The sequence below is a fragment of the Actinocrinis sp. genome (genome assembly GCF_035650855.1).
GTDB lineage: Bacteria > Actinomycetota > Actinomycetes > Streptomycetales > Catenulisporaceae > Actinocrinis.
In genome coordinates this window covers 1-19,979 of record NZ_DASRGV010000114.1, presented here as the reverse complement: position 1 = coordinate 19,979, position 19,979 = coordinate 1, and the positions used below count along the sequence as shown (strand labels likewise).

Annotated in this window: 18 protein-coding genes and 1 pseudogene; 11 read left to right on the top strand and 8 right to left on the bottom strand. The window is 70.6% G+C overall.

Annotated features, from left to right (window positions below):
* The first annotated feature begins 75 nt into the window (after positions 1 to 75).
* From VFB40_RS08975 to VFB40_RS08960, 4 genes are all read left to right on the top strand, one after another.
* Positions 76 to 1,380: a citrate synthase gene (locus tag VFB40_RS08975; protein WP_324848844.1), complete on the top strand. Its 1,305-nt coding sequence runs from the start codon at positions 76 to 78 to the stop codon at positions 1,378 to 1,380.
* A 116-nt stretch (positions 1,381 to 1,496) separates the two neighbouring features.
* Positions 1,497 to 2,240, top strand: coding sequence for a phosphatase PAP2 family protein (locus VFB40_RS08970; protein WP_324848843.1), 744 nt, complete (start codon positions 1,497 to 1,499; stop codon positions 2,238 to 2,240).
* On the top strand, positions 2,237 to 3,166 hold the full coding sequence (locus VFB40_RS08965; protein WP_324848842.1) for a diacylglycerol/lipid kinase family protein: 930 nt from the start codon (positions 2,237 to 2,239) through the stop codon (positions 3,164 to 3,166). Before VFB40_RS08970 ends, VFB40_RS08965 begins: the two co-directional genes overlap by 4 nt.
* A complete protein-coding gene (locus VFB40_RS08960; protein WP_324848841.1) occupies positions 3,163 to 4,113 on the top strand; it encodes a YihY/virulence factor BrkB family protein in 951 nt (316 codons plus the stop codon). The genes VFB40_RS08965 and VFB40_RS08960 overlap by 4 nt, the downstream gene beginning before the upstream one ends.
* On the opposite strand, the gene VFB40_RS08955 is transcribed toward VFB40_RS08960, so the two are convergent.
* Both VFB40_RS08955 and VFB40_RS08950 read right to left on the bottom strand, forming a co-directional pair.
* Entirely contained in the window at positions 3,995 to 4,588 is a 594-nt protein-coding gene (locus tag VFB40_RS08955) for a hypothetical protein (protein WP_324848840.1), read from the bottom strand. The genes VFB40_RS08960 and VFB40_RS08955 overlap by 119 nt on opposite strands.
* A gap of 86 nt (positions 4,589 to 4,674) precedes the next feature.
* On the bottom strand, positions 4,675 to 5,265 hold the full coding sequence (locus VFB40_RS08950) for a TetR family transcriptional regulator (RefSeq protein WP_324848839.1): 591 nt from the start codon (positions 5,263 to 5,265) through the stop codon (positions 4,675 to 4,677).
* Positions 5,266 to 5,410: 145 nt separating this feature from the next.
* Here VFB40_RS08950 and VFB40_RS08945 point away from each other — a divergent pair, with 145 nt between their 5' ends.
* The 3 genes from VFB40_RS08945 to VFB40_RS08935 all read left to right on the top strand — a co-directional run bounded on the left by VFB40_RS08945 (position 5,411) and on the right by VFB40_RS08935 (position 9,193).
* A complete protein-coding gene (locus VFB40_RS08945) occupies positions 5,411 to 6,307 on the top strand; it encodes an SDR family oxidoreductase (protein WP_324848838.1) in 897 nt (298 codons plus the stop codon).
* A gap of 172 nt (positions 6,308 to 6,479) precedes the next feature.
* Entirely contained in the window at positions 6,480 to 8,711 is a 2,232-nt protein-coding gene (locus VFB40_RS08940; RefSeq protein ID WP_324848837.1) for a putative bifunctional diguanylate cyclase/phosphodiesterase, read from the top strand.
* 23 nt (positions 8,712 to 8,734) lie between these two features.
* Positions 8,735 to 9,193 (top strand): hypothetical protein, encoded by a 459-nt coding sequence (locus tag VFB40_RS08935; protein ID WP_324848836.1) that lies wholly within the window; start codon positions 8,735 to 8,737, stop codon positions 9,191 to 9,193.
* Positions 9,194 to 9,272: 79 nt separating this feature from the next.
* Here VFB40_RS08935 and VFB40_RS08930 read toward each other — a convergent pair whose 3' ends face one another.
* On the bottom strand, positions 9,273 to 11,111 hold the full coding sequence (locus VFB40_RS08930) for a cellulose binding domain-containing protein (protein ID WP_324848835.1): 1,839 nt from the start codon (positions 11,109 to 11,111) through the stop codon (positions 9,273 to 9,275).
* A gap of 156 nt (positions 11,112 to 11,267) precedes the next feature.
* On the opposite strand from VFB40_RS08930, the gene VFB40_RS08925 reads away from it, so the two are divergent.
* Together VFB40_RS08925 and VFB40_RS08920 are read left to right on the top strand one after the other, a co-directional pair.
* Positions 11,268 to 12,320 carry a LacI family DNA-binding transcriptional regulator gene (locus VFB40_RS08925; protein WP_324848834.1) on the top strand — a complete coding sequence of 351 codons (1,053 nt, stop codon included), beginning with the start codon at positions 11,268 to 11,270 and terminating at the stop codon, positions 12,318 to 12,320.
* Between the two features lie 89 nt (positions 12,321 to 12,409).
* Positions 12,410 to 14,143 carry a cholesterol oxidase substrate-binding domain-containing protein gene (locus VFB40_RS08920; RefSeq protein WP_324848833.1) on the top strand — a complete coding sequence of 578 codons (1,734 nt, stop codon included), beginning with the start codon at positions 12,410 to 12,412 and terminating at the stop codon, positions 14,141 to 14,143.
* 46 nt (positions 14,144 to 14,189) lie between these two features.
* Here VFB40_RS08920 and VFB40_RS08915 read toward each other — a convergent pair whose 3' ends face one another.
* The 5 genes and pseudogenes from VFB40_RS08915 to VFB40_RS08895 form a co-directional block, all read right to left on the bottom strand.
* On the bottom strand, positions 14,190 to 15,032 hold the full coding sequence (locus VFB40_RS08915) for an SAM-dependent methyltransferase (RefSeq protein ID WP_324848832.1): 843 nt from the start codon (positions 15,030 to 15,032) through the stop codon (positions 14,190 to 14,192).
* A 139-nt stretch (positions 15,033 to 15,171) separates the two neighbouring features.
* Positions 15,172 to 15,864: pseudogene (locus VFB40_RS08910) on the bottom strand (polysaccharide deacetylase family protein); the annotation flags it as partial.
* A 39-nt stretch (positions 15,865 to 15,903) separates the two neighbouring features.
* Positions 15,904 to 16,620 (bottom strand): glycoside hydrolase family 11 protein, encoded by a 717-nt coding sequence (locus VFB40_RS08905; protein ID WP_324848830.1) that lies wholly within the window; start codon positions 16,618 to 16,620, stop codon positions 15,904 to 15,906.
* Between the two features lie 452 nt (positions 16,621 to 17,072).
* Positions 17,073 to 17,789, bottom strand: a complete 717-nt coding sequence (locus VFB40_RS08900) for an NADPH-dependent F420 reductase (RefSeq protein WP_324848829.1) — start codon at positions 17,787 to 17,789, stop codon at positions 17,073 to 17,075.
* A gap of 26 nt (positions 17,790 to 17,815) precedes the next feature.
* Positions 17,816 to 18,847: an LLM class flavin-dependent oxidoreductase gene (locus VFB40_RS08895; RefSeq protein WP_324848828.1), complete on the bottom strand. Its 1,032-nt coding sequence runs from the start codon at positions 18,845 to 18,847 to the stop codon at positions 17,816 to 17,818.
* A gap of 125 nt (positions 18,848 to 18,972) precedes the next feature.
* Between VFB40_RS08895 and VFB40_RS08890 the strand changes: the two genes are divergently transcribed.
* Complete coding sequence (locus VFB40_RS08890; protein WP_324848827.1) at positions 18,973 to 19,440, top strand: MarR family winged helix-turn-helix transcriptional regulator; 468 nt, start codon at positions 18,973 to 18,975, stop codon at positions 19,438 to 19,440.
* Positions 19,441 to 19,514: 74 nt separating this feature from the next.
* The coding region (locus VFB40_RS08885) for a pirin family protein (protein WP_324848826.1) at positions 19,515 to 19,979 on the top strand (465 nt) is incomplete at its 3' end.

Below are 19,979 nucleotides of genomic sequence, written 5' to 3'. Positions count from 1 at the left end.
AGGCTCGCGGGTTACGGTGGGAGGAGCGGTGGCCGCGACGGCGGCCGGACCAGCCGATCGGCGCGAGGAAGCGGCATGTCAGACACCATTGAATCCGTAGAGTCCGTCACACTGCGCCACGCCGGCGCCGAGCTCGAACTGCCGGTGACCGCCGGCACCGAGGGCGCGCACGGCATCGACATCAAACAGCTCGCGGCCAAAGCCGGCCTGGTCACGCTGGACCCCGGCTTCGTCAACACCGCCGCCTGCTCCTTCGCGATCACCTACATCGATGGGGACGCGGGCATCCTGCGCTATCGCGGCTACCCGATCGAGCAGCTGGCCGAGAACGCCGACTTCATCGAGGTGTCCTACCTGCTGATCTACGGCAGGCTGCCGACCCGGCCGCAGTACGAGCGGTTCGCCGAGAACATCCGGCGGCACACGCTGCTGCACGAGGACCTCAAACGGTTCTTCGACGGCTTCCCGCGCGACGCGCACCCGATGCCGGTGCTCTCCTCCGCCGTGTCGGCGATGTCCACCTTCTACCAGGACGCCCTCAACCCGTTCGACGAGCCGAACGTCGAGCTGTCCACGATCCGGCTGCTGGCCAAGCTCCCGACGCTGGCCGCGTACGCGTACAAGAAGTCGGTCGGCCAGCCGTTCCTCTACCCGGACAACTCGCTGAGCCTGGTGGAGAACTTCCTGCGGATGACCTTCGGGCTGCCGGCCGAGCCGTACGAGGTCGACCCGGAGCTGACCAGGGCGCTGGACGTGCTGTTCATCCTGCACGCCGACCACGAGCAGAACTGCTCCACCTCCACGGTGCGCCTGGTCGGCTCGGCCGAGGCCAACCTGTTCGCCAGCATCTCAGCTGGCATCAACGCGCTGTTCGGGCCGCTGCACGGCGGCGCCAACGCGGCGGTGCTGGACATGCTCGAACAGATCCACGGCTCGGGCGACGACATCGCCACCTTCGTCGGCAAGGTCAAGGACCGCACCCCCGGCCTGCGGCTGATGGGCTTCGGGCACCGGGTCTACAAGAACTACGACCCGCGCGCGAAGATCGTCAAGCAGATCGCCGACACCGTCATCGCCAAGCTCGCGCCGGACGATCCGCTGCTGGGCCTGGCCAAGTCGCTGGAGGAGACGGCGCTCTCGGACGAGTACTTCATCGAGCGCAAGCTCTACCCGAACGTCGACTTCTACACCGGCCTGATCTACCGGGCCATGGGCTTCCCGACCAAGTTCTTCACCGTGCTGTTCGCGATCGGCCGGCTGCCCGGCTGGATCGCCCACTACCGCGAGATGATCAACGACCCGGTGCGCAAGATCGGCCGGCCGCGCCAGATCTACACCGGTGCGACCGAACGCGCTTTCGTACCGATCGACGAGCGCTGATAGCGGCGTCAGTGGCCTGAAACCCCGGCTGCGCATCACGCGTTGCGCGGCCGGGACGCATGAGTGCGCGGAAAGCGGTAACCAGCCGGGCCGTGTATCTCCGCAGTGAATCTAACGTGACGCGGTCGAACCGCGCCGCCGTTGGCCGCGACGCGACGCGTTGGCGCGCGGTCATCTGGGTGCTGCTCTCGGTGCTGTTGCTCGGCGCGGTGATGGTCGGGCTCGGGTGGTTGGTGACACACTCGTTCGCTCACGCGTGGCCGTTCACCGCCGAAGACGGCGTAGACCGCGGTCTCGCGGCGCATCGCGACCCGGTGCTCACCACGGTGACCGGCGTGTTGTCGACGGTGGCCGACACGCCGGTCACGGTCCTGTTGGCGGTGGCGGCAATCATCGTCGCGCGGCTCGTCACGCGCCGGTGGCGGGCCTCGGCGCTCATCGCGTCGGCGCTGCTGATCGAGGTCAGCCTCTTCCTGATCACGACCGTGCTGGTGCACCGCTCTCGTCCGGGCGTCATCGAGCTCGATCATTCGCCGCCCACGTCGAGCTTCCCGTCCGGGCACACCGCCGCGGCCATGGCCCTGTACGGGGCCGTGGCCTGGCTGATCGCGCGCGGGACGGGACGCTGGCAGGCCTGGCTCCTGCTGCTGATGCCGGCCGCGGTGGCGTTCGCGCGCCTGTACCGGGGGATGCACCATCCCAGCGACGTCGTCGCCGGGTTCCTCCTCGGCGCCTGCTCGCTCGCGATCGCCGTACACGCCGTGTACGCGCAACGCCCGCTGTCTGGCCGGGCCCACCTCTCCCCCGCGCGCGGCCCGAGATACCGATCTCGCTCCGCGATCTCGGAGGGACGCCGGTGAGCGACACGGTCATGATCGTGAACGCGGCGAAGGCGGACGCGCGCGCCGCGGCCGAGCTGCACGAGCGCGTGGCTCGCGCCTTCGCCGAGAAGGGCCGGCCGAAGCCCCGGCTGGTCATGACGACACCGGAGGACAACGGTGCGACCGCGGCCGGGTCTGCGGTCGAGTCCGGCGCCGAGTTCGTGGTGGCCTGCGGCGGGGACGGCACGGTGAACGCGGTGGCCGAGGCGCTGGGCGGCACCGGTGTCGTACTCGGCATCCTGCCGCTGGGCACCGGCAATCTGCTCGCCGGGCAGCTGTGCATCCCCAGCGCGCTCGACGAGGCGATCGCGGTGTTGCTGGAGGGATCGGACCGGCGCATCGACCTGGGCGTGGTGGGCGACCGGGTGTTCGTCGGCATGGCGGGTCTCGGGCTTGACGCGGCGATGATCGCCGACGCGTCGGAACGGCTCAAGGCGCGCGTGGGCTGGCCGGCTTACGTGCCCTCGATCCTGCGCCATCTGCGCGACCGCGGCGAGCGGGTGACGCTGCGCGTGGACGGGCGCCGGGTGCGGCACCGGCATGTCAAAGCTCTGATCATCGGCAACCACGGGCGGCTGCACGGCGGCATCGACCTGATGCCGGCGGCCGAACCGGACGACGGCTTACTCGACGTGATCGTCCTGGAGCCGTACGGCCGGCTTTGGGGCTGGCTCGGGGTGCTGGTGCGGATCGTGCTGCGGCGCGACGGTCCGTACATCAGCCGCTATCGGGCCAAGCAGGTCGAGGCACGGGTGCGCCGTCCGGTGCCGCTGGAGCTCGACGGGGATCCGTATCGCACCGCGACCTTGCTCTCCGTCCAGGTCAGACCGGGGGCGCTGCTGGTGCGGACGCCGGAGTCGCGGCAGCCCTCTGATCCGCTGCGAGAGGCGGGAATTCGGCTATGAGTACTGCGACCAAGGTCGCTCAGACCCGGCTGATGTCAGGCGACGAGCTATCCGCGGACGACGCGTGGGTCACGCTGCGGCGCACGGGTCTGGGCTCGATCGTGCGCGACTCGTTCGTGCGGTTCCGCTACGCCGACGGATTCAGCCACGCCCGAGCGTTGGCGTTTCAGGTCTGCCTTAGTGTCATCCCCGCTGTCATCGCGCTCGTAGGGCTTTCGGCGACGCTGCACCGCGACGGCGCGGGCCAGGTTCTTGAAGGCGTGCTTGAACGGATCACGCCCGGAGCGAGCCAGCAGATCGTCCGCAACGCCCTGGAGACCGGACGGGCCCGCGGCCAGGACGACGCGCTGGCGCTCTGGCTCGGCCTCGCGGTCGCGCTGGTGTCCATGGCGACCGCGATGGGGCAGATCGAGCGCGGAGCCAACCGCATCTACGGGGTCGAACGTGACCGGCCGTCGGTGCGCAAGTACGGCAACGCGCTGCTGCTGGTGCTGATCGCGGGACTGCCCATGGCCGCCGGCATGGTCGTCGTGGCGGCCGGCGGCCCGCTCGGCGAGGTGCTCGCGCAGGTGTACCACTGGTCCGGCGGCGAGCGACTGGCCTGGCAGGTGGCGCGCTGGCCGCTGGGCATCGCGCTGGCCCTCGTCTCGGCCAGCGCGATCTTCCGCCGGGCCCCGCGCCGCCGCCAGCCCTCGCTCAGCTGGCTGGCCGTCGGCGCCGCGCTCAGCCTGGCGCTGTGGGCCGGGCTGACCGCCCTGCTCAGCTGGTACGTCGGCGGCAGCAGCGGGCTGGGCGCGACCTACGGGCCGCTGACCGCCGTCATCGCCCTCATGGCGTGGGCGAATCTGACCTCGATCGCGCTGCTGCTCGGCCTGTCCGTGGCGGCGCAGCTTGAGGCCTGCCGGACCGGCTCGCGGCAGCCTGCCTCCGGAGACCCGGGAACCTGACCCGCGCCGCGGTCAGCCGCCTGCGCAGCGCCGTGGCGAGGACCGCCTCGCGGCGGCGGCGCGCGATCTCCACCCGCGCGCAGATCCACAGGCACACCCCGGCCAGCGGCAGCTCCACCAGCACCGCCATGGCGAGCGCGATCAGGAACTCGGCGGTGTCCGGAGCGCTGAGCACGTCGAACCAGGCGTCGACGATGAGCAGGGTGCCCGCCATCGCGGCGGTCACCTCGCTCTGTTCCCGGCGGCGCAGCGCCAGCCATCCGGTGCGCAGCAGCAGGACGCACAACAGCACGTCGAAGCCGACCCACGAGACGTCGTAGTGCGCGCTGCGCTCGCTGCTCGGCAGCACCAGGGCGAGGCCCGCGATCCACGGCAGCGTCAGCAGGCCGAGCACCACCAGCAGGACCCCGCACCAGCGCGGCACCACCCTGGGCGCAAGCTGCGGGCCCTCCTCTACGACCTCTGATTCACCCATGCTCGCCCCTCCCGGACTGCCAGGCCGGCTCCGAATGCAGAGCTGCTGATTCCCCGAGACGGTGCGCCCAATCGGCGGGCCGCCGCTCAGGCGATTCGGGCTACCGAGGCCGTCTTCCCGGTCACCGCCCGCAGCTCGTCGAGGACCCCGGCCGCCAGATCGGCGAACGAGCGCTGTTCGCCGTCGCGGATCCACTGCGTGAAGGCGATGCCGAACACGGTCACACCCGACTGCGCCGCCAGGGTCGCCGCCGGTTCGCCGACCCCTCGCTCGCGCAGGGCCTCGGCCAACCCCGTGGCGAGATCGGCCAGCTTGTTGCGCTCGCGCTCCTGCAGCGCGGGGTTCTGGTCGATCACCTGCTGCCGCGTGCGGGAGTGCGCGCGGCGCTCCTCCGGGAAGAACGCAGCCGCGCTGCGCAGCGCGCACTCGACGATCTCCATGGGGGCCGATTCGGGCGGCGCGGACCGCACGCCGTCCAGGAACGACGCGGCGAAGCGCTGCTGCCCCTGGAAGAGGACCTCGCGCTTGTCGCTGAAGTGCCGGAAGAAGGTGCGCTCGGTCAGGCCGACGGACTGGGCGATCTCCGCGGCGGTCGTCTGCTCGAAGCCGCGGGTGGCGAAGAGCTGGAGCGCGGCCCGCTGCAGCCGCTCCGCGGTTCCCGGTTCCCAACGCGCCATGCGACCGATTCTAGGGACTCAAGCCGCGGGATGACAGCGACTGACACCAGGGCGTAAGGTATGTCTGTGACTGACGTCAGTCACAGACATCATTCCCGGCTGGACTCGCGCCCGCCCGACGGCCGCGCGACTTGAAGGAGATGACATGCACGTTTTCGTCACCGGAGCCTCCGGCTGGATCGGCTCCGCCGTCGTCGACGACCTGCTCGCAGCCGGCCACGAGGTCACCGGCCTGGCCAGGTCGGACGCCTCCGCCAAGGCGCTGGAGGCCAAGGGGGTGCGGGTGCGCCGCGGCGACCTCGACGACCCGGGCTCCATCCGCGCCGGCGCCGAGGCCGCCCAGGCGGTGATCCATCTCGCCAACAAGCACGACTTCACCAACCCGGCCAACTCGAGCGCGGCCGAGCGCACCGCCGTCCAGACCATCGGCGACGCGCTGGCGGGTTCCGGCCGTCCGTTCCTGCTCGCCTCCGGGATCGCGGGCCTCGCCGCGGACCGGCCGTCCACCGAGGCCGACGCCTCCCCGTTCCACGGCCCGGACTCGCCGCGCGGCGGAAGCGAGAACCTGGCGCTGGAGTTCGTCGACCGCGGCGTGCACACGGTGAGCCTGCGCTTCGCCCCGACCGTGCACGGCATCGGCGACCACGGGTTCATCGCGGTCATCGCCGCGATCGCCCGGGAGAAGGGCGTCTCCGGCTACCCCGGCGACGGGAGCAACCGCTGGGCCGCCGTGCACCGCAGTGACGCCGCGCGCCTGGTCACCCTGGCGCTGGAGAAGGCGCCGGCGGGCAGCAGGCTGCACGTGACCGCCGAGGAAGGCGTCACGACCCGCGAGATCGCCGAAGCGCTCGGCCGCGCGCTGAACCTGCCGGTCGCCTCGATTCCGCAGGACAAGGTCCAGGACCACTTCGGCTGGATGTGCAGGTACATCTCCATGAACGGGGCGGCGACCAGCACCGTCACGCAGGAGCTGCTGGGCTGGACGCCCACCGGGCCGACCCTGGTCGCCGACATCGACGCGGGCGGCTACTCCAAGGCCTGACCGCGCCGGCCGCCGGCTGCGCGGCCACAAACGCACCGGACCGTGCGGCATCCTCGGCGAGGGTGCCGCACGGTTTTCCGGCAGGACGGCTCACATCCGGATAAACGGTTCACAAACGCGCTGATGCTCATATCATGGCCAGATATCCCGTGAACGCGGAGTTCGCAGTTCGGTGGCCAAGTACGGATTGGTCGGCGCGATGGACGGCACAGAGCGGACCGACTCGGCCAGGCTGGACCAGATCTGCCTGTTCAACCTGCTGTCGGCCTGCGCGGACACGATCTACTTCAAAGACCTCGAGTCCCGGTTCATCCGGGTCAGCCAGAGCCAGGCGGACCTCATCGGCGCCGAGTCGCCGACGGCGATGGTGGGCAAGACCGACTTCGACTACTTCTCGCCGCAGCACGCCGCCGAGGCCTTCGCCTACGAGCGGCAGATCATCCGCACCGGACGGCCCGTCACCGACCTGCACGAGTGGAACGTGCGCATCGGCGATCGGGAATGCGTGCTCAGCTCGACCAAGCAGCCGCTGCGGGACTTCTCCGGCCGCATCATCGGAACCTTCGGGATCACCCGGGACATCACCGCGCGCAAGCACACCGAGCGCGAACTGCTGGCCAAGACGCACGAGCTGGAGCGGATCGGACGCGAGCTGCGCACGCTGCTGGAATCCAGCCCGGATCCGATGGCCCGCATGGACCGAGACCTGCGCTACACCTACGTCAACCCGGCCGCGACGGCGCTGGCCGGCCTGGAGGCCGCGGACATCCTCGGCCGCACCAGCAGCGAGCTCGGCTTCCCGGAGGACTACACCCGCGGCTGGGAGTCGGCCCTGCGCCACGTGCTCGCGACCGGCGAGCCCGCGGACGTGGAGCGCAACCTGGTGCTCGGCGGGACCCGGCGGTTCCTGGAGTCCAGGATCGTCCCGGAGTTCGACGACGACGGGCAGGTGCGCAGCCTCCTGGTGGTCAGCCGGGACCTGACCGAGCGCAAGCGCATCGAGGAGACCCTCGCCGAGCAGGCGGTGCGCGATCCGCTCACCGGGCTGGCCAACCGCCGCCTCTTCGTCGAGCGCACCAATCGGGCGCTGGCCGCGCTGGAGGGCGCGGACACCCTGCTGGCCGTGCTGTTCCTGGACCTGGACCGGTTCAAGGTGGTCAACGACAGCCTCGGGCACGCGGCCGGGGACGCCCTGCTGGTCGCCGTGGCCGCCCGGCTGCAAGCAGCCGCGCGCCGCACCGACCTGGTGGCGCGGTTCGGCGGGGACGAGTTCGCCGTGCTGTGCGAGCGGCTGTCGAGACGCGAGGACGCCGCCGCGCTGGCGGACCGGATCAATCGCGCCCTGACCGAACCGATTCGCCACGCCGGCCAGGAGATCCACGTCAGCGCGAGCATCGGCATCGCGACCTGCTGCGGCGTCGCGACGGCCGACTCCGGGTCCGGATCTGAGTCCGGACCCGCCGCGGACGCCGACGCGCTGCTGCGCGACGCCGACGCGGCGATGTACCAGGTCAAAGCGCGCGGCAACGGCGCGGGAGGTCACCTGTTCTTCACCGAACCGATCCGGGAACAGGCCGTCTCCCGCCTCGCCGTGGAGACCGAGCTGCGGCTGGCGTTGGAGCGCGGCGAGTTCCGCCTGTTCTACGAGCCGATCTACGCGCTGCGCCAGCGGCGCCTGATCGGCGCGGAGGCCCTGATCCGCTGGCAGCACCCGAGGCGCGGCCTGCTCCCGCCCGCCGAGTTCATCCCGGTGGCCGAGGAGTGCGGCCTGATCGTTCCGATCGGCCTGTGGGTGCTGCGCGAAGCGTGCCGCACGCTCGCCGCCTGGACCCGGATCTACCACCGGGCGCACGCCGCGAACCCGGCCGAGCAGGCACCGACCATGGCGGTGAACCTGTCGGTGCGTCAGATCGCGGACTCCGGATTCGCCGACGAGGTCGCCGCCGTGCTGCGCCGCCACCGGCTCGAACCGGCGCAGCTGAGCCTGGAGATCACCGAGACGGCGGTGCACGACGCGCCGTTCTCAGCCGGCACCGTGCTCAAAGCGCTCTGCGAGCTCGGCGCGCGCATCGCGCTGGACGACTTCGGCACCGGCTACTCATCGCTCATGCACCTGCGGCAGGCGCCGGTGGACATCCTCAAGATCGACCGGATGTTCGTCAGCGAACTCGGCCGCCTCGGTCAGGACGAGGCCATCGTGGCCGCCGTGATCGGAATGGCCCGGGCACTGGGCATGACCACGATCGGCGAGGGCATCGAGACCGCCGAGCAGTACCGCCGCCTGTGCGAACTCGGCTGCGACCAGGGCCAGGGCTACCTGTTCTCTCCGCCCATGACCGCCGAGCTGTTCCGGGCCACGCACCTCGCGCAGGCGATGCGCGCGGCGCCGGACACAAGCGCATAGCCTTTACTCAGTAGTCTGCTTCCATGGAATGGAGCACGCTGCTCGGCACGGCGCTCGGCGCCACAGCCGGCCTCGGGGCCGCCGTACTGTCGGAGCGGGCCCGCTGGTCCCTCGGCCGCAATGACCGCAAGCGCGATGTGTTGAAGAGCTCGTATGTCGGCTTCCTGACGAACGTGACCAAGGCCGGCGAACAGGTGTGGCACGCGGCGCGCGAGCACGGACCCGGCTGGAAGGACGCGATACTGACCGCCTTGCGCGACAACGACGTGAACGCCTCCCGCTTCTCGCTTTCGCTCGAGGCGCCGACCGCCGTCAGAAAGTGCGCCGACGAGCTCATCTCCGCCTTCGTCGCATGGCGGGACATCGCGCACGGCGGTTCCCGGAAAGGGGACGAGGCGTTCGATCAGGCGTGGCAGAAGTTCGGCGCGAGCCGCAACGCCCTGGTGGAGGCGATGCGGCTCACCCTCGAGCCGGTTGCCTGAATCCGCCTGCTGATCCCACTGATACTGCCGATCCCGCTGGTACTGCTGCTGGTCCCGCCGGTGCCGCTGATACTGCCGGTCAGCCGGAGGCGCAGGCCGCGCCGTTGAGAGTGAAGCCGGCGGGTGGAGCGGCGTTGCCGGTGTGGTTGGCCTGGAATCCGAAGCTGGTGCTGCCGCCCGGTGGGATCGCCGCGTTGTAGCTGACATTCGTGGCCGTGACCGCGCCGCTGGACGGGCTGATCGTGGCGTTCCAGGAGCTGGTGACGGTCTGGCCTGAGGGCAGCGTGAAGCCGAGTTTCCAGCCGTTGACCGCAGTGGAACCCGTGTTGGTCACGGTGATGTTCTCGGTCAGCCCGGTGTTCCAGGCGCTGACCGTGTCAGAGACCTTGCATGCACCGGCGCCGCTGCCGGTGCTCGACGCCGACGGGGAAGCCGAGGGACTGCTGGACGGCGACGAAGAGGCCGACGGCGAGGGCGAGGCTGACGCGCTGGCCGACGGGCTGCCGCCGCTGCCGCCGCGGATGACGTACGTGACCAGCGATCGGGCCGGCACGGTGACGCTGAACGCACCGCCGCCGACGCTGATCGGAGCCTGCGCCGCGGTGCTGCTCGCCGAGTTGGTCAAGTACGGGGTCGCGGTGCCGGCGGTGAATCCGGTGTTCTGCAACGAGTAGGTCACCGGGGTGTCGGCGGAGTTGGAGTTCAGCGCCACGACGATGATCGACCCGTCGGCGTTGCGGTAGGCGGACAGCTGGATGTTCCCGTCCGAACTGGTGGAGCCGATGCGGTTGGCGCCGGGCCGGATGAACCGGCTGAAGTTTGCCATCGCCCACAGCCGCTTCGAGACCTGATACGTGGTGCCGTTGCCCTGGAGGAACGCCTGGGTGGCGCCGGTCGAGATGCCGTACCAGTACAGGTATCCGTTCACGTCGCCCTGGGTCAGCGAGGTCTGGATGTGCTGGGCGATGGCGAAGCCGTCGTAGCTGGTGCTGTCGTCCCAGTTGCCGTTCCAGGCGCTGCCGCTGGGCGCCCACTCCGACATCCACACGTGCTTGCCGCCGGCCGGCAGCGGCGAGGTGGGGTTGCTGCCGTAGGAGTGGCCGGTGTGGATGTCGACGTCCTGATTCGCCACCGGGTCGGCCGTGATCGCCTGGGTGTAGCCCAGCTGGCTGCTCCAGCCGACCGCGTCGCAGCAGGTCAGGTTGAGCCCGGCGGCGTGCGCGAGCGGCCCGAGGATCTTGGCGAACTCGACCGCCTGCGCCGGGGTGAACCGCATCGAGGAGTAGGTGGCGGTGAAGTTCGGCTCGTTGGTGAAGGCCAGATCGGTGATCTTGACGCCTTCCTGGGCGTAGAACTTCGTATACTGAATCAGGTAGTCGGCGTAGGCCGTGCGCCAGTCGCCGCTGGCGCAGGAGGTGCCGGACAGCCCGCACAGGGTGCCGCCGTTGGCCTCGCTGCCGCTGTCCTTCATGTAGCCCGGGGCGCTCCAGGGGTTGGCGTAGAAGCGGGAGACCCCGTAGGACTGCGCCTGCTTCGCCAGCCACACCTGCCCGTCGTCGTTACCGTTCCACACGTACTGCGGCGGCGCGCTCGGGCCGCCCGGGTTGTTCGGCTCGATGGAGCTGCTGGTCGAGCTGATGCCGAGGCGCAGGATGTCGAGGCCGGCCCCGGTGGTGGGGCTGAAGAGCAGGTCGAGCGCCTGCTTCTGGTTCGCCGCGGAGAGGGCCTGGATGGTCTCGGCGCGGGCGAAGGCCGAGGAGAATCCGAACCCGTCGATCTGCTGGAGCACGCTGGCGCCGTTGATGGTCGCCGTCGACGCGGCGTAGGCGGCGGGAGCGCGCGTGGCCAATGCGGTGGCGCCGATGACGCAGGTGACCGTCGCCACCGCGAGCGTTGCCCGTCCGGGGATTCTTCGCATGCTGTCTCGTCCTGCTCGTCGGTGAGGTGGGTGCAAGGGGCCTGCGAGCCCGTCGATCGCGGTCACCGTAGCGCCCGATCTCGGCGGAGTAAACGTTTCTCTGCTTTCGGGGAACGTAACTTTCACGGCGGTGATCAGGGGCCGTAGACTGCCCGCGTGACAGGCGGCACCCTGAGCGGCGGCCACCGGCGCGGGCGCCGGCGCGGCGAGACGACCGTGGCGATGGTCGCCCGACTGGCCGGGGTGTCCTCGACCACCGTGTCAAAGGTCTTAAACGGGCATGCCGGCGTCGGCGCGGACACCCGCCGACGCGTCGAGGCGCTGCTGCACGAGCACGGGTACCGGCGCCCGCAGGTGACCGAGCCGGCCGACGCGATCGAGGTGGTCTTCTACGGGCTCGAAGGCGAGCTGACGACGTACATCCTGGACGGCGTCGCCCGGGTGGCCCGGCAGCACGACCTCGCCGTCGTCTTCACCGACGCGCTCAGCCCGGTGCAGGCCGGCCGGCCGTGGGCCGAGCAGCTGCTCGCCCGCCGCCCGCTCGGGGTCATCGCGGTGCACTCGCACTTCACCGCGCAGCAGCACGCCCAGCTCGCGGTCAGCGGCATCCCGCTGGTGGCGCTGGACCCGATGGGCGAGCCCGCCCACGCGACGCCCTCGGTCGGCGCGACCAACTGGAACGGCGGCGTGGTGGCGGCCCGGCATCTGCTGGAGCTCGGGCACCGGCGCATCGCGGTGATCAGCGGACCGCCGCAGCTCCTGGTCGCCCGCGCCCGCCTCGAGGCCTGCCGCACGGCCCTGGAGACCGCGGGCGCGCCGCTGGAGGAGCAGCTGGTGCGCAGCGGCCACTTCCAGTTCCAGGACGGCCTGCGGCTGGCCGAGGAACTGCTCGCGCAGCCGGAACGCCCGACCGCCGTGCTGTGCGGAAACGACTTGCAGGCACTCGGCGTGTACGAGGCGGCGCGCCGGGCCGGCCTGCGCATCCCGCACGACCTGAGCGTGATCGGCTTCGACGACATCGCGGTCGCCCGCTGGTGCGCCCCGCCGCTGACCACGGTGCGGCAGCCGTTCGCCGAGATGGGCGAGCTGGCCGCGCAGATCCTGCTGTCCGTCGCCTCCGGAGACGCCCCGGACCGAAGCCGCGTCGAACTGGGCACGACGCTCGTCGTCCGCGACAGCACCGCGCCGCCGCCGGCCGCGGACGTGTGAAGCCACCTGTCTGAGTAACCGCTGCGGTTCGACCGCGCAATCGCGGGTACGGGAGAGCGCTTATACATCTCGGGTGGGGAGGGACAGCGATGAATGACTCTGATTCAGGCCTGCCAAGACGGCGGGTGCTGGCGGGCTCGGCAGCGCTCCTGGGCCTCGGCGCCCCACGGCTGTGGCAGCCGGCCGGGAAGCTCTCCCCCGGCGCGGCCGCCGCCAGTTGCGCGCCGCCTCCGAGCTTTCCGGCGAACAACCCGGTGTATCAGCAGACGTATCAAAACTGGTCCGGAGGGCTCACCGCGGACGACGTCTGGACTTGCACACCGAGCAGCACGCAGGACGTGGTGACGCTCGCGAACTGGGCCGTGGCCAACGGGTATCGGCTGCGGGCCCGCGGCCGGAGGCACGGCTGGTCGCCGCTGACGATCACCGCGGACACCGGCTGCGCCTCGCCCATTGTGCTCGTCGACACCAGTTCGCTGGCCTCGATGAGCATGGCGAGGCCGGGCGTCGTGCGCGTGCAGACCGGCGCGGTGATGGACGATCTGCTGGCGTATCTCGAGTCCAACGGCTACGGCGTGACCGCCACGCCCGCACCCGGCGACCTGACCGTGGGCGGCGTCCTGGCCGTCGACGCGCACGGCACCGCAGTCCCGGCCGACGGCGAGACCCCGGTCGCAGGCGACTACTACGGGTCGCTCAGCAACAGGATCCTGTCACTCGACGCAGTGGTCTGGGACGCCGGGAGCGCATCGTACGTGCTGCGCACCTTCGAACGCTCCGACGCGCAGTGCGCCGCGCTGCTCACGCATCTGGGCCGGGCCTTCCTCACCGAGGTCACCCTGAGTGTGCGGGCCAACTACCACCTGCGGTGCGTGAGCGACGTGACGATTCCGGCAGCCGAACTGTTCGCGGCCCCCGCGACAGCCGGAGCACGCAGCTTCGCGTCCTACGTGCACGCCTCGGGCCGCGTCGAGGCCATCTGGTTCCCGTTCACCGACAATCCGTGGCTCAAGGTCTGGACGCTGAGCCCGCAGGCTCCGGCGACCTCGCGTCTGACCACGACCCCGTACAACTATCCGTTCGCGGACACGGTACCCAAGCCGGTCGCGGATCTCGCCGGCGCGATGGTCAGCGGGCAGTGGTACCTCGCGCCCACCTTCGGCCAGGCGCAGTACACCACCGCCGCCGCCGGGCTCACCGCGACGCTGTCGGCCGACTTGTGGGGCCTGTCAAAGAACCTGCTGCTCTACGTCAAACCCACCACGCTGCGCATGTTCGCCAACGGATACGCGGTGCTCACCAGCAGCGCCGGCATCCAGCGCGTCGTCTCGGAATTCGCGACCTACTTCCAGCAGCGGCTGCAGGCCTACGCGGCGGCCGGCAGCTACCCGATCAACGGGCCGGTGGAGATCCGGGTCACCCGGCTGGACACCGCGGCCGCCAGCCCCGTCGCGGGCGCCGCGCCGCCGGAACTCTCCGCGATCCGGGAACGCGCCGAGCATCCGGAATGGGACGTCGCGGTCTGGCTGGACGTGCTGACCCTGCCGACCACGCCGGACTTGGGCAGGTTCTACCGTGACCTCGAACAGTTCATCTTCGAGAACTACTCGGGTTCTTATGCCGCGGTACGGCCGGAATGGTCGAAGGGCTGGGCATTCACCACGGCAGGGGCGTGGACCGATGCGACCGTCATCGGCACCACCATTCCGGCCGCGTTCAACGCCGGTCCCGATCCGTCTTGGGACAGCGCGGTGAGCACCCTCGACTCGCTTGACCCACATCGCGTGTTCAGCAACGAATTCCTCGGCGCGCTCGTGCCCTGATACGTTCCGCGCTGGGCGGCCGGATGCGCAGGCTGTGCCGAGCCGGTCAGCTCTTGCCGGCCATGCCGGCGTACCACCAGATGCCTGAGATGTCGTGCGAGACCTCGGCGTCCGGCCGCCACAGCGGGAGCTGGACCAGTCCAGGATCGACCGGTTCGAGCCCTTCGAAGAACCGGCGGATCTGCTCCCCGGTGCGTGCGATGATCCGCGCGCCGCCCCGGTTGTAGGTGCGCACCGCCTCCGCCGCCCGCTCCGGGTCGATGTCGCTGGTGCCGTGCGAGACGACCAGGTAGCTGCCGGGGACCATCACCTGCTTGAGCCGGTCGACGATGCCGACCGGGTCCTCGTCGTCCATGATGAAGTGCAGCACCGCGACCAGCAGGATCGCGACCGGCTCGGCGAAGTCGAGCACTGAGTTCGTCGCGGGGTGTCCCAGGATCGCGTCCGGGTCGCGCAGGTCGGCCTGGATCACCGTGGTGCGCTGCGGATCCTGCCCGGCCAGCAGCGCGTTGGCGTGGACGAGCACGATCGGGTCGTTGTCCACGTAGACCACGCGGGCGTCCGGATTCACCGCGCGCGCGACGTCCCCGGTGTTGCCCGGGCCCGGGATGCCGGTGCCGATGTCGAGGAACTGCCGGATGCCCTGCTGGGCCAGGAACCGCACCGCGCGCCCGAGGAACGCCCGGTTCTCCCGGGCCATGTCGCGCACCTCCGGCACGACCGCGATGACCTGCTCGGCGGCGTACCTGTCGACCTCGTAGTTGTCGCGGCCGCCGAGGAAGTAGTCGTACATGCGGGCCGGATGCGGGACGCTGGTGTCGATCGCCGACGCCGGCGTGCCAGCAGGTATCAGGCCGTTGCCACGGGTGGGCGCGTCGCCGCCTGCCATGTCCGCCTCCGCCCGCCGCGCGTGGGATGATCGCCAGATCGCGCAGATCGTACTACACGGCGTCGAACGCACCGCGAGCCGGGCTGTGTGCGGCGCTCGTGCAGCGCCGCACACAGCCCGGCTCTGGCGGCTGCCGCTAGGGCGCTACGGCGCGGCCGGTCTGCGGAGAGATCATTCCGGCGCACAGGCCCTTGCCGGCCAGCACGTGCGCGATCTGCGGGATCGCGGTGAGCGTGTTGGCAGGCCACTCGTGCATGAGGATGATCTGGCCGTTGCTGAGCCTGGCGTTGGCCGCGACGATGGCGGAGACGCTCGCGCCGTTCCAGTCCTGCGAGTCGACGTCCCAGATGATCTGGGTCAGGCCGTACTTGGCCTCCACCGAGCGCACGGTCGCGTTCGTCTCGCCGTAGGGCGGCCGGAACAGCTTCGGCGTGCCGCCGCCGGCGTTGGCGATGGCGCGCTGGGTGTTGCCGAGCTCCGCGTCGATCTGCGAGTAAGTCTCCTGGGTCAGGTGCGGGTGGGTGTAGCTGTGGTTGCCGACCCACATCCTGGCGCTCACCTCGGCCCGGACCTGCGCGGGGTAGGCCGCCGCGTACTGGCCTTCGTTGAACAGCGTGGCCCGCAGCCCGTTCTGCTTGAGCGCGTTGAGCAGGGCCGGGGTGTGGGCGTTGGAGGGGCCGTCGTCGAAGGTGAGTCCGACGTAGCCGCTGCAGCCGGCCGCGTGCGCCGCGGTCGCGTTGACGGCGGAGCCGACGGCGGCGGCTGAGACCGTCACCGCGACGGCCAGCGCCGTGTGCACGGCGCGCTTCGATGGTCGTGGTCTGATGCTCATGGGCGGATCCTTCGCTGGGTGGTGCCGCGGGAGAGTTCGTCAGTGCACGGTGATGCTGGAGCCGCCGCTCCCGCCGCCCCAGGCCTCGGTGGCCAGGATCTGGTAGTTCATCGTGCCCAGCTTCATCCCGTAGCCGGCCCAGGCGTTGATGAAGTTCTGCACCGTGACGGTTCCGCTGGTGACCGGAGAGGTACGGACCGCCAGGTACTGCTCGAAGGTCGCGGTGCCCTGGATCGAGGGCTGATTCACCTGCAGGTGCTCGTAGATCTTATAGGTGCCGCCGTCGCTGGTGATCTGGCCCTTGTAGGTGCCCGAGCCGGGCGCCGAGCCGTTGTAGTCCTCCATCACGTAGTACTCCACCAGCGGGCTGGTCGACCAGCCGTAGAGGGAGACCCGGGTGGCGCCACCGGAGGAGTGCATACTGCCGGAGAAGCTGACCGTGTGGCCGCTGCCCTTGCTCCAGCCGACGCCGGCGACGAAGTCGCCGATGCCGCTCCACGTCGTCGAGTAGCTGTTGCCCGAGTTCAGCGTGATGCAGGCCGAGCCCTGGCCGTTGGACCACATCTGGTAGTAGTAGCCGCTGTTCGTGCCGGTCCGGTTCGAGCAGATCGTGGTCGCGGCGCTGGCCGACGTCGGCATCAGCACGGTCGTGGCGGCCACCGCGATCACGGAACCGAGGCCGATCAGCAGCCTGCCGCGGGTGAGCAGTCCGGCCAGCCGGCGCCCGGGGCGGTCCGGGCGGGAAGTGGAGTGCATGAAGGGTGCTCCTTCCTCATTGAAGGCGCGCCGGGTCGGCGCAGCGCGAGGTGACCCGGTGCAGGTATGAGCGGCCGGGCCGGTGGCTACTGCGGATCGGCGTCCTGCAGCGCGGCGGACTGACCGATCTCCCGAACCCTGATCGCGGGGACCGGGCTGCGGGTGGCCCGGATCGACTGTCTTCGAGCTCTGTCTTTGAGCTATGTCGATGGCGAGAGTATCGGCGCGGCCCGCGCGGGCCGTCAACGATTTTCGAGACCTTTCGAAAGATCCACGAGCCCTGATGGCGGTCCGGCGACCAGCTGACGTCACCAAACCTCGTTCCGGCCGCGGCTGCCGCCGGGCCCCGATCAGCGGGAACCCGCGATCAGCGGCTTGAAACAAGATCAATATTCTGAAACTTTCGGCGCCTCAGAGCGCGCAAGGCGCCCTCCAGGTCCACCCGGCGGCCGTCACGCTGCGTCGCGCAGAGCTCCCGCGGCTGCCTTCGCCCGCGCCTCGTTCACGAAGCGTCCGCGCTCGGACTGCGTGAAGCGGTCGAGCATCGCGCGCAGGTGCTCGGCCCCGACGTTGGCTCCGAAGGGCTCGGTGCCGGGTTCGAGGCGCACTCCCGCGGCGAGCGGGCCCGCGACGACGGGATCGAAGCCGAGCGCATCGACGATGTGCGCGACCGCGTCCAGGTCCGCCGGAGCGTCGCCGGCGATCGCGATGGCCCGGCGCCCCTCGCTTCCCGCGGGCTGCGCCCCATCCTCCAGGTCGTGATAACCCATGTGATTGAACGCCTTGACCACCCGCGATTCGGACAGGTAGCCCTGCACGATCTCGCTGGACGACGTGAGGGGGTCGGTGAGGTCGTCGCGGATGCCGTCGACCTCCCACCAGTAGTTCATCGCGTCGATGACGAGCTTTCCGCGCAGCGCGTCCGCGGGAATGGTGCGGTACTTGCCGAGCGGGAGCGCCAGGATGACCACGTCCGCCTCGGCTGCGGCCTGCGCCGCGGTGACCGCGAGCGCGCCCGGGGTCAGCACCTCGACGGTGAGGTCGATCTTGGCCGGGTCCCCCGACCCGGCGATCAGCACGCGGTAGCCGGCCGCGAGAGCCAACCGGGCCAGCACGGTGCCGACCTTTCCCGCGCCCAGAATGCCGATCGTGCGAACGTTCCCGGCCATTGCGTCTTCTCCGCTCACGAGGCCAGTCAGCCCGCGAGGATGTCGCGGACCGTCGGGATCACCTTTGTGCCGTACAGCTCCACAGCGCGCAGGCGGGCGCTGATCGGTTGAGTGCCCATGGTGTAGATCAGGTCGAAGCGGCCGACGCCGAGCGAGGCGATGGCGCGGGCCATCTTGCGGGCGACCGTTTCGGGCGAGCCGATGTACAGCGAGCCGTGCTCGATTTCGCGCCGGTATTCCTCCGGGGTGACCGGCGGCCAGCCGCGCTGTGCGCCGATACGGTCGCGGATGACCTTGTAGTGCGGCCAGTGCACCTCGCGGGCCTCCTCGTCGGTGGGCGCGATGAAGCCCGGCGAGTGCATGCCGACCGGGTGAGCGGTCGTGCCGAACTTCTCGGCGGCGCGCCGGTAGAGGTCGAGGTAGGGCGCGAAGCGCTCGGGGGCGCCGCCGATGATGGCGATCATCAGCGGGAAGCCGTAGTGGGCGGTGCGCACCACCGACTGGGGCGAGCCGCCGACGCCGACCCAGGTGCTCAGGCGCCCGGACTCGGTCTTGGGGAAGACCTCGGCGTGGTCGAGCGCGGCGCGCTTGGTGCCGCTCCAGGTGACCGGCTTCTCCTCGAGCAGCCGGGCGAACAGCTCGATCTTCTCCTCGAAGAGCACGTCGTAGTCGCTCAGGTCGTAGCCGAACAGCGGGAACGACTCGGTGAAGGAGCCGCGTCCGAGGATGATCTCGGCCCGGCCGCCGGAGAGCGCGTCGAGCGTCGCGAAGCGCTGGAAGACGCGGACCGGGTCGTCGGAGCTGAGCACGGTGACGCCGGAGGAGAGCCGGATGCGGTCGGTGCGGGTGGCGATGCCGGCCAGGACGGTCTCCGGGGTGGAGATCGCGTACTCGGGGCGGTGGTGTTCGCCGAGGGCGATGACGTCGACGCCGGTCTGCTCGGCGACCAGCGCCTCGTCGACGACCTGGCGGATCGCCCGGGCGTACGACACGGGCCGGCCATCGTCGTCGATCGGCACGTCGCCGAACGTGTCCAGGCCGAAGACGAGGTCAGACATGAGCGCGCTCCCTCAGGCGGGTGCCGGATCCGGCGGCCGCGGAGACGGAATTTAGTTGACGGTTCAATCATCTCCGAGGATGATTGATGTGTCAACTAACCTCGTCTTGTGCCTACACTCTGACCATGGGAGAGCCCGTGCCGTGGTTGACGCCCGAGGAGCAGCGCGCCTGGCGCAGCTTCGTGCGCCTGCAGGAACGGCTCGGCGGCCGGCTGGCGCACCTGCTGCAGACCGAGTCGCACGTCTCCAGCGCGGACTTCTCGGTGCTCGTCCAGCTCACCGACGTGCCGGAGGGGCGCCGCCGGTTCCTGGACCTGGCCCAGTCCCTGGAGTGGGAGAAGAGCCGGATGTCGCACCACCTCTCGCGCATGGTCAAACGCGGGCTGGTGGTGCGCGAGGAGTGTCCCGAGGACGGCCGCGGCGCGTTCATCGTCATCACGGACGCGGGCCGGGCGCTGCTCGCGGCGGCCGCCCCGCGCCACGTCGAGGCGGTGCGCGCGTTGTTCCTCGACCACGTCACGCCGGCGGAGCTGCGCACGCTCGCGCAGCTCTCCGACCGCGTCGTGGAGAAGCTGAACGAGGACCAGTCCTGACCACGGCCGGCCGGCGGCGTCTCCCGGCGCCGCCCCCCGGCGATGAACGAGCGATGCACGAGGAGGAGCTGACGGTGAGCAACGTGGAAACCCAGCCCGCGGAACTCAAGTGCGGGGCGGCGGTCGACGGCGGCCGCCCGGCCGACGCGCCCGGCGTCGAGGTGCTTACCGCCCGGGAGGTGCCCCTCGGCGGCCCGCGCGCGATGCTCGTGCGGCGCACGCTGCCGCAGCGGGCCAGGACCCTGATCGGAGCGTGGTGCTTCGCCGACCACTACGGGCCCGACGACACCTCCACGACCGGCGGCATGACGGTCCCGCCGCATCCGCACACCGGGCTGCAGACCGTCAGCTGGCTGTTCAGCGGGGAGATCGAACACCGCGACAGCCTCGGCAGCCACGCGCTGATCCGGCCCGGGGAGCTGAACCTGATGACCGGCGGATACGGGATCGCGCACTCCGAGGTCTCTACGGGACGCGTCGACGTGCTGCACGGCGTACAGCTGTGGGTGGCCCTACCCGGTGAGCGCCGCGACGCTCCG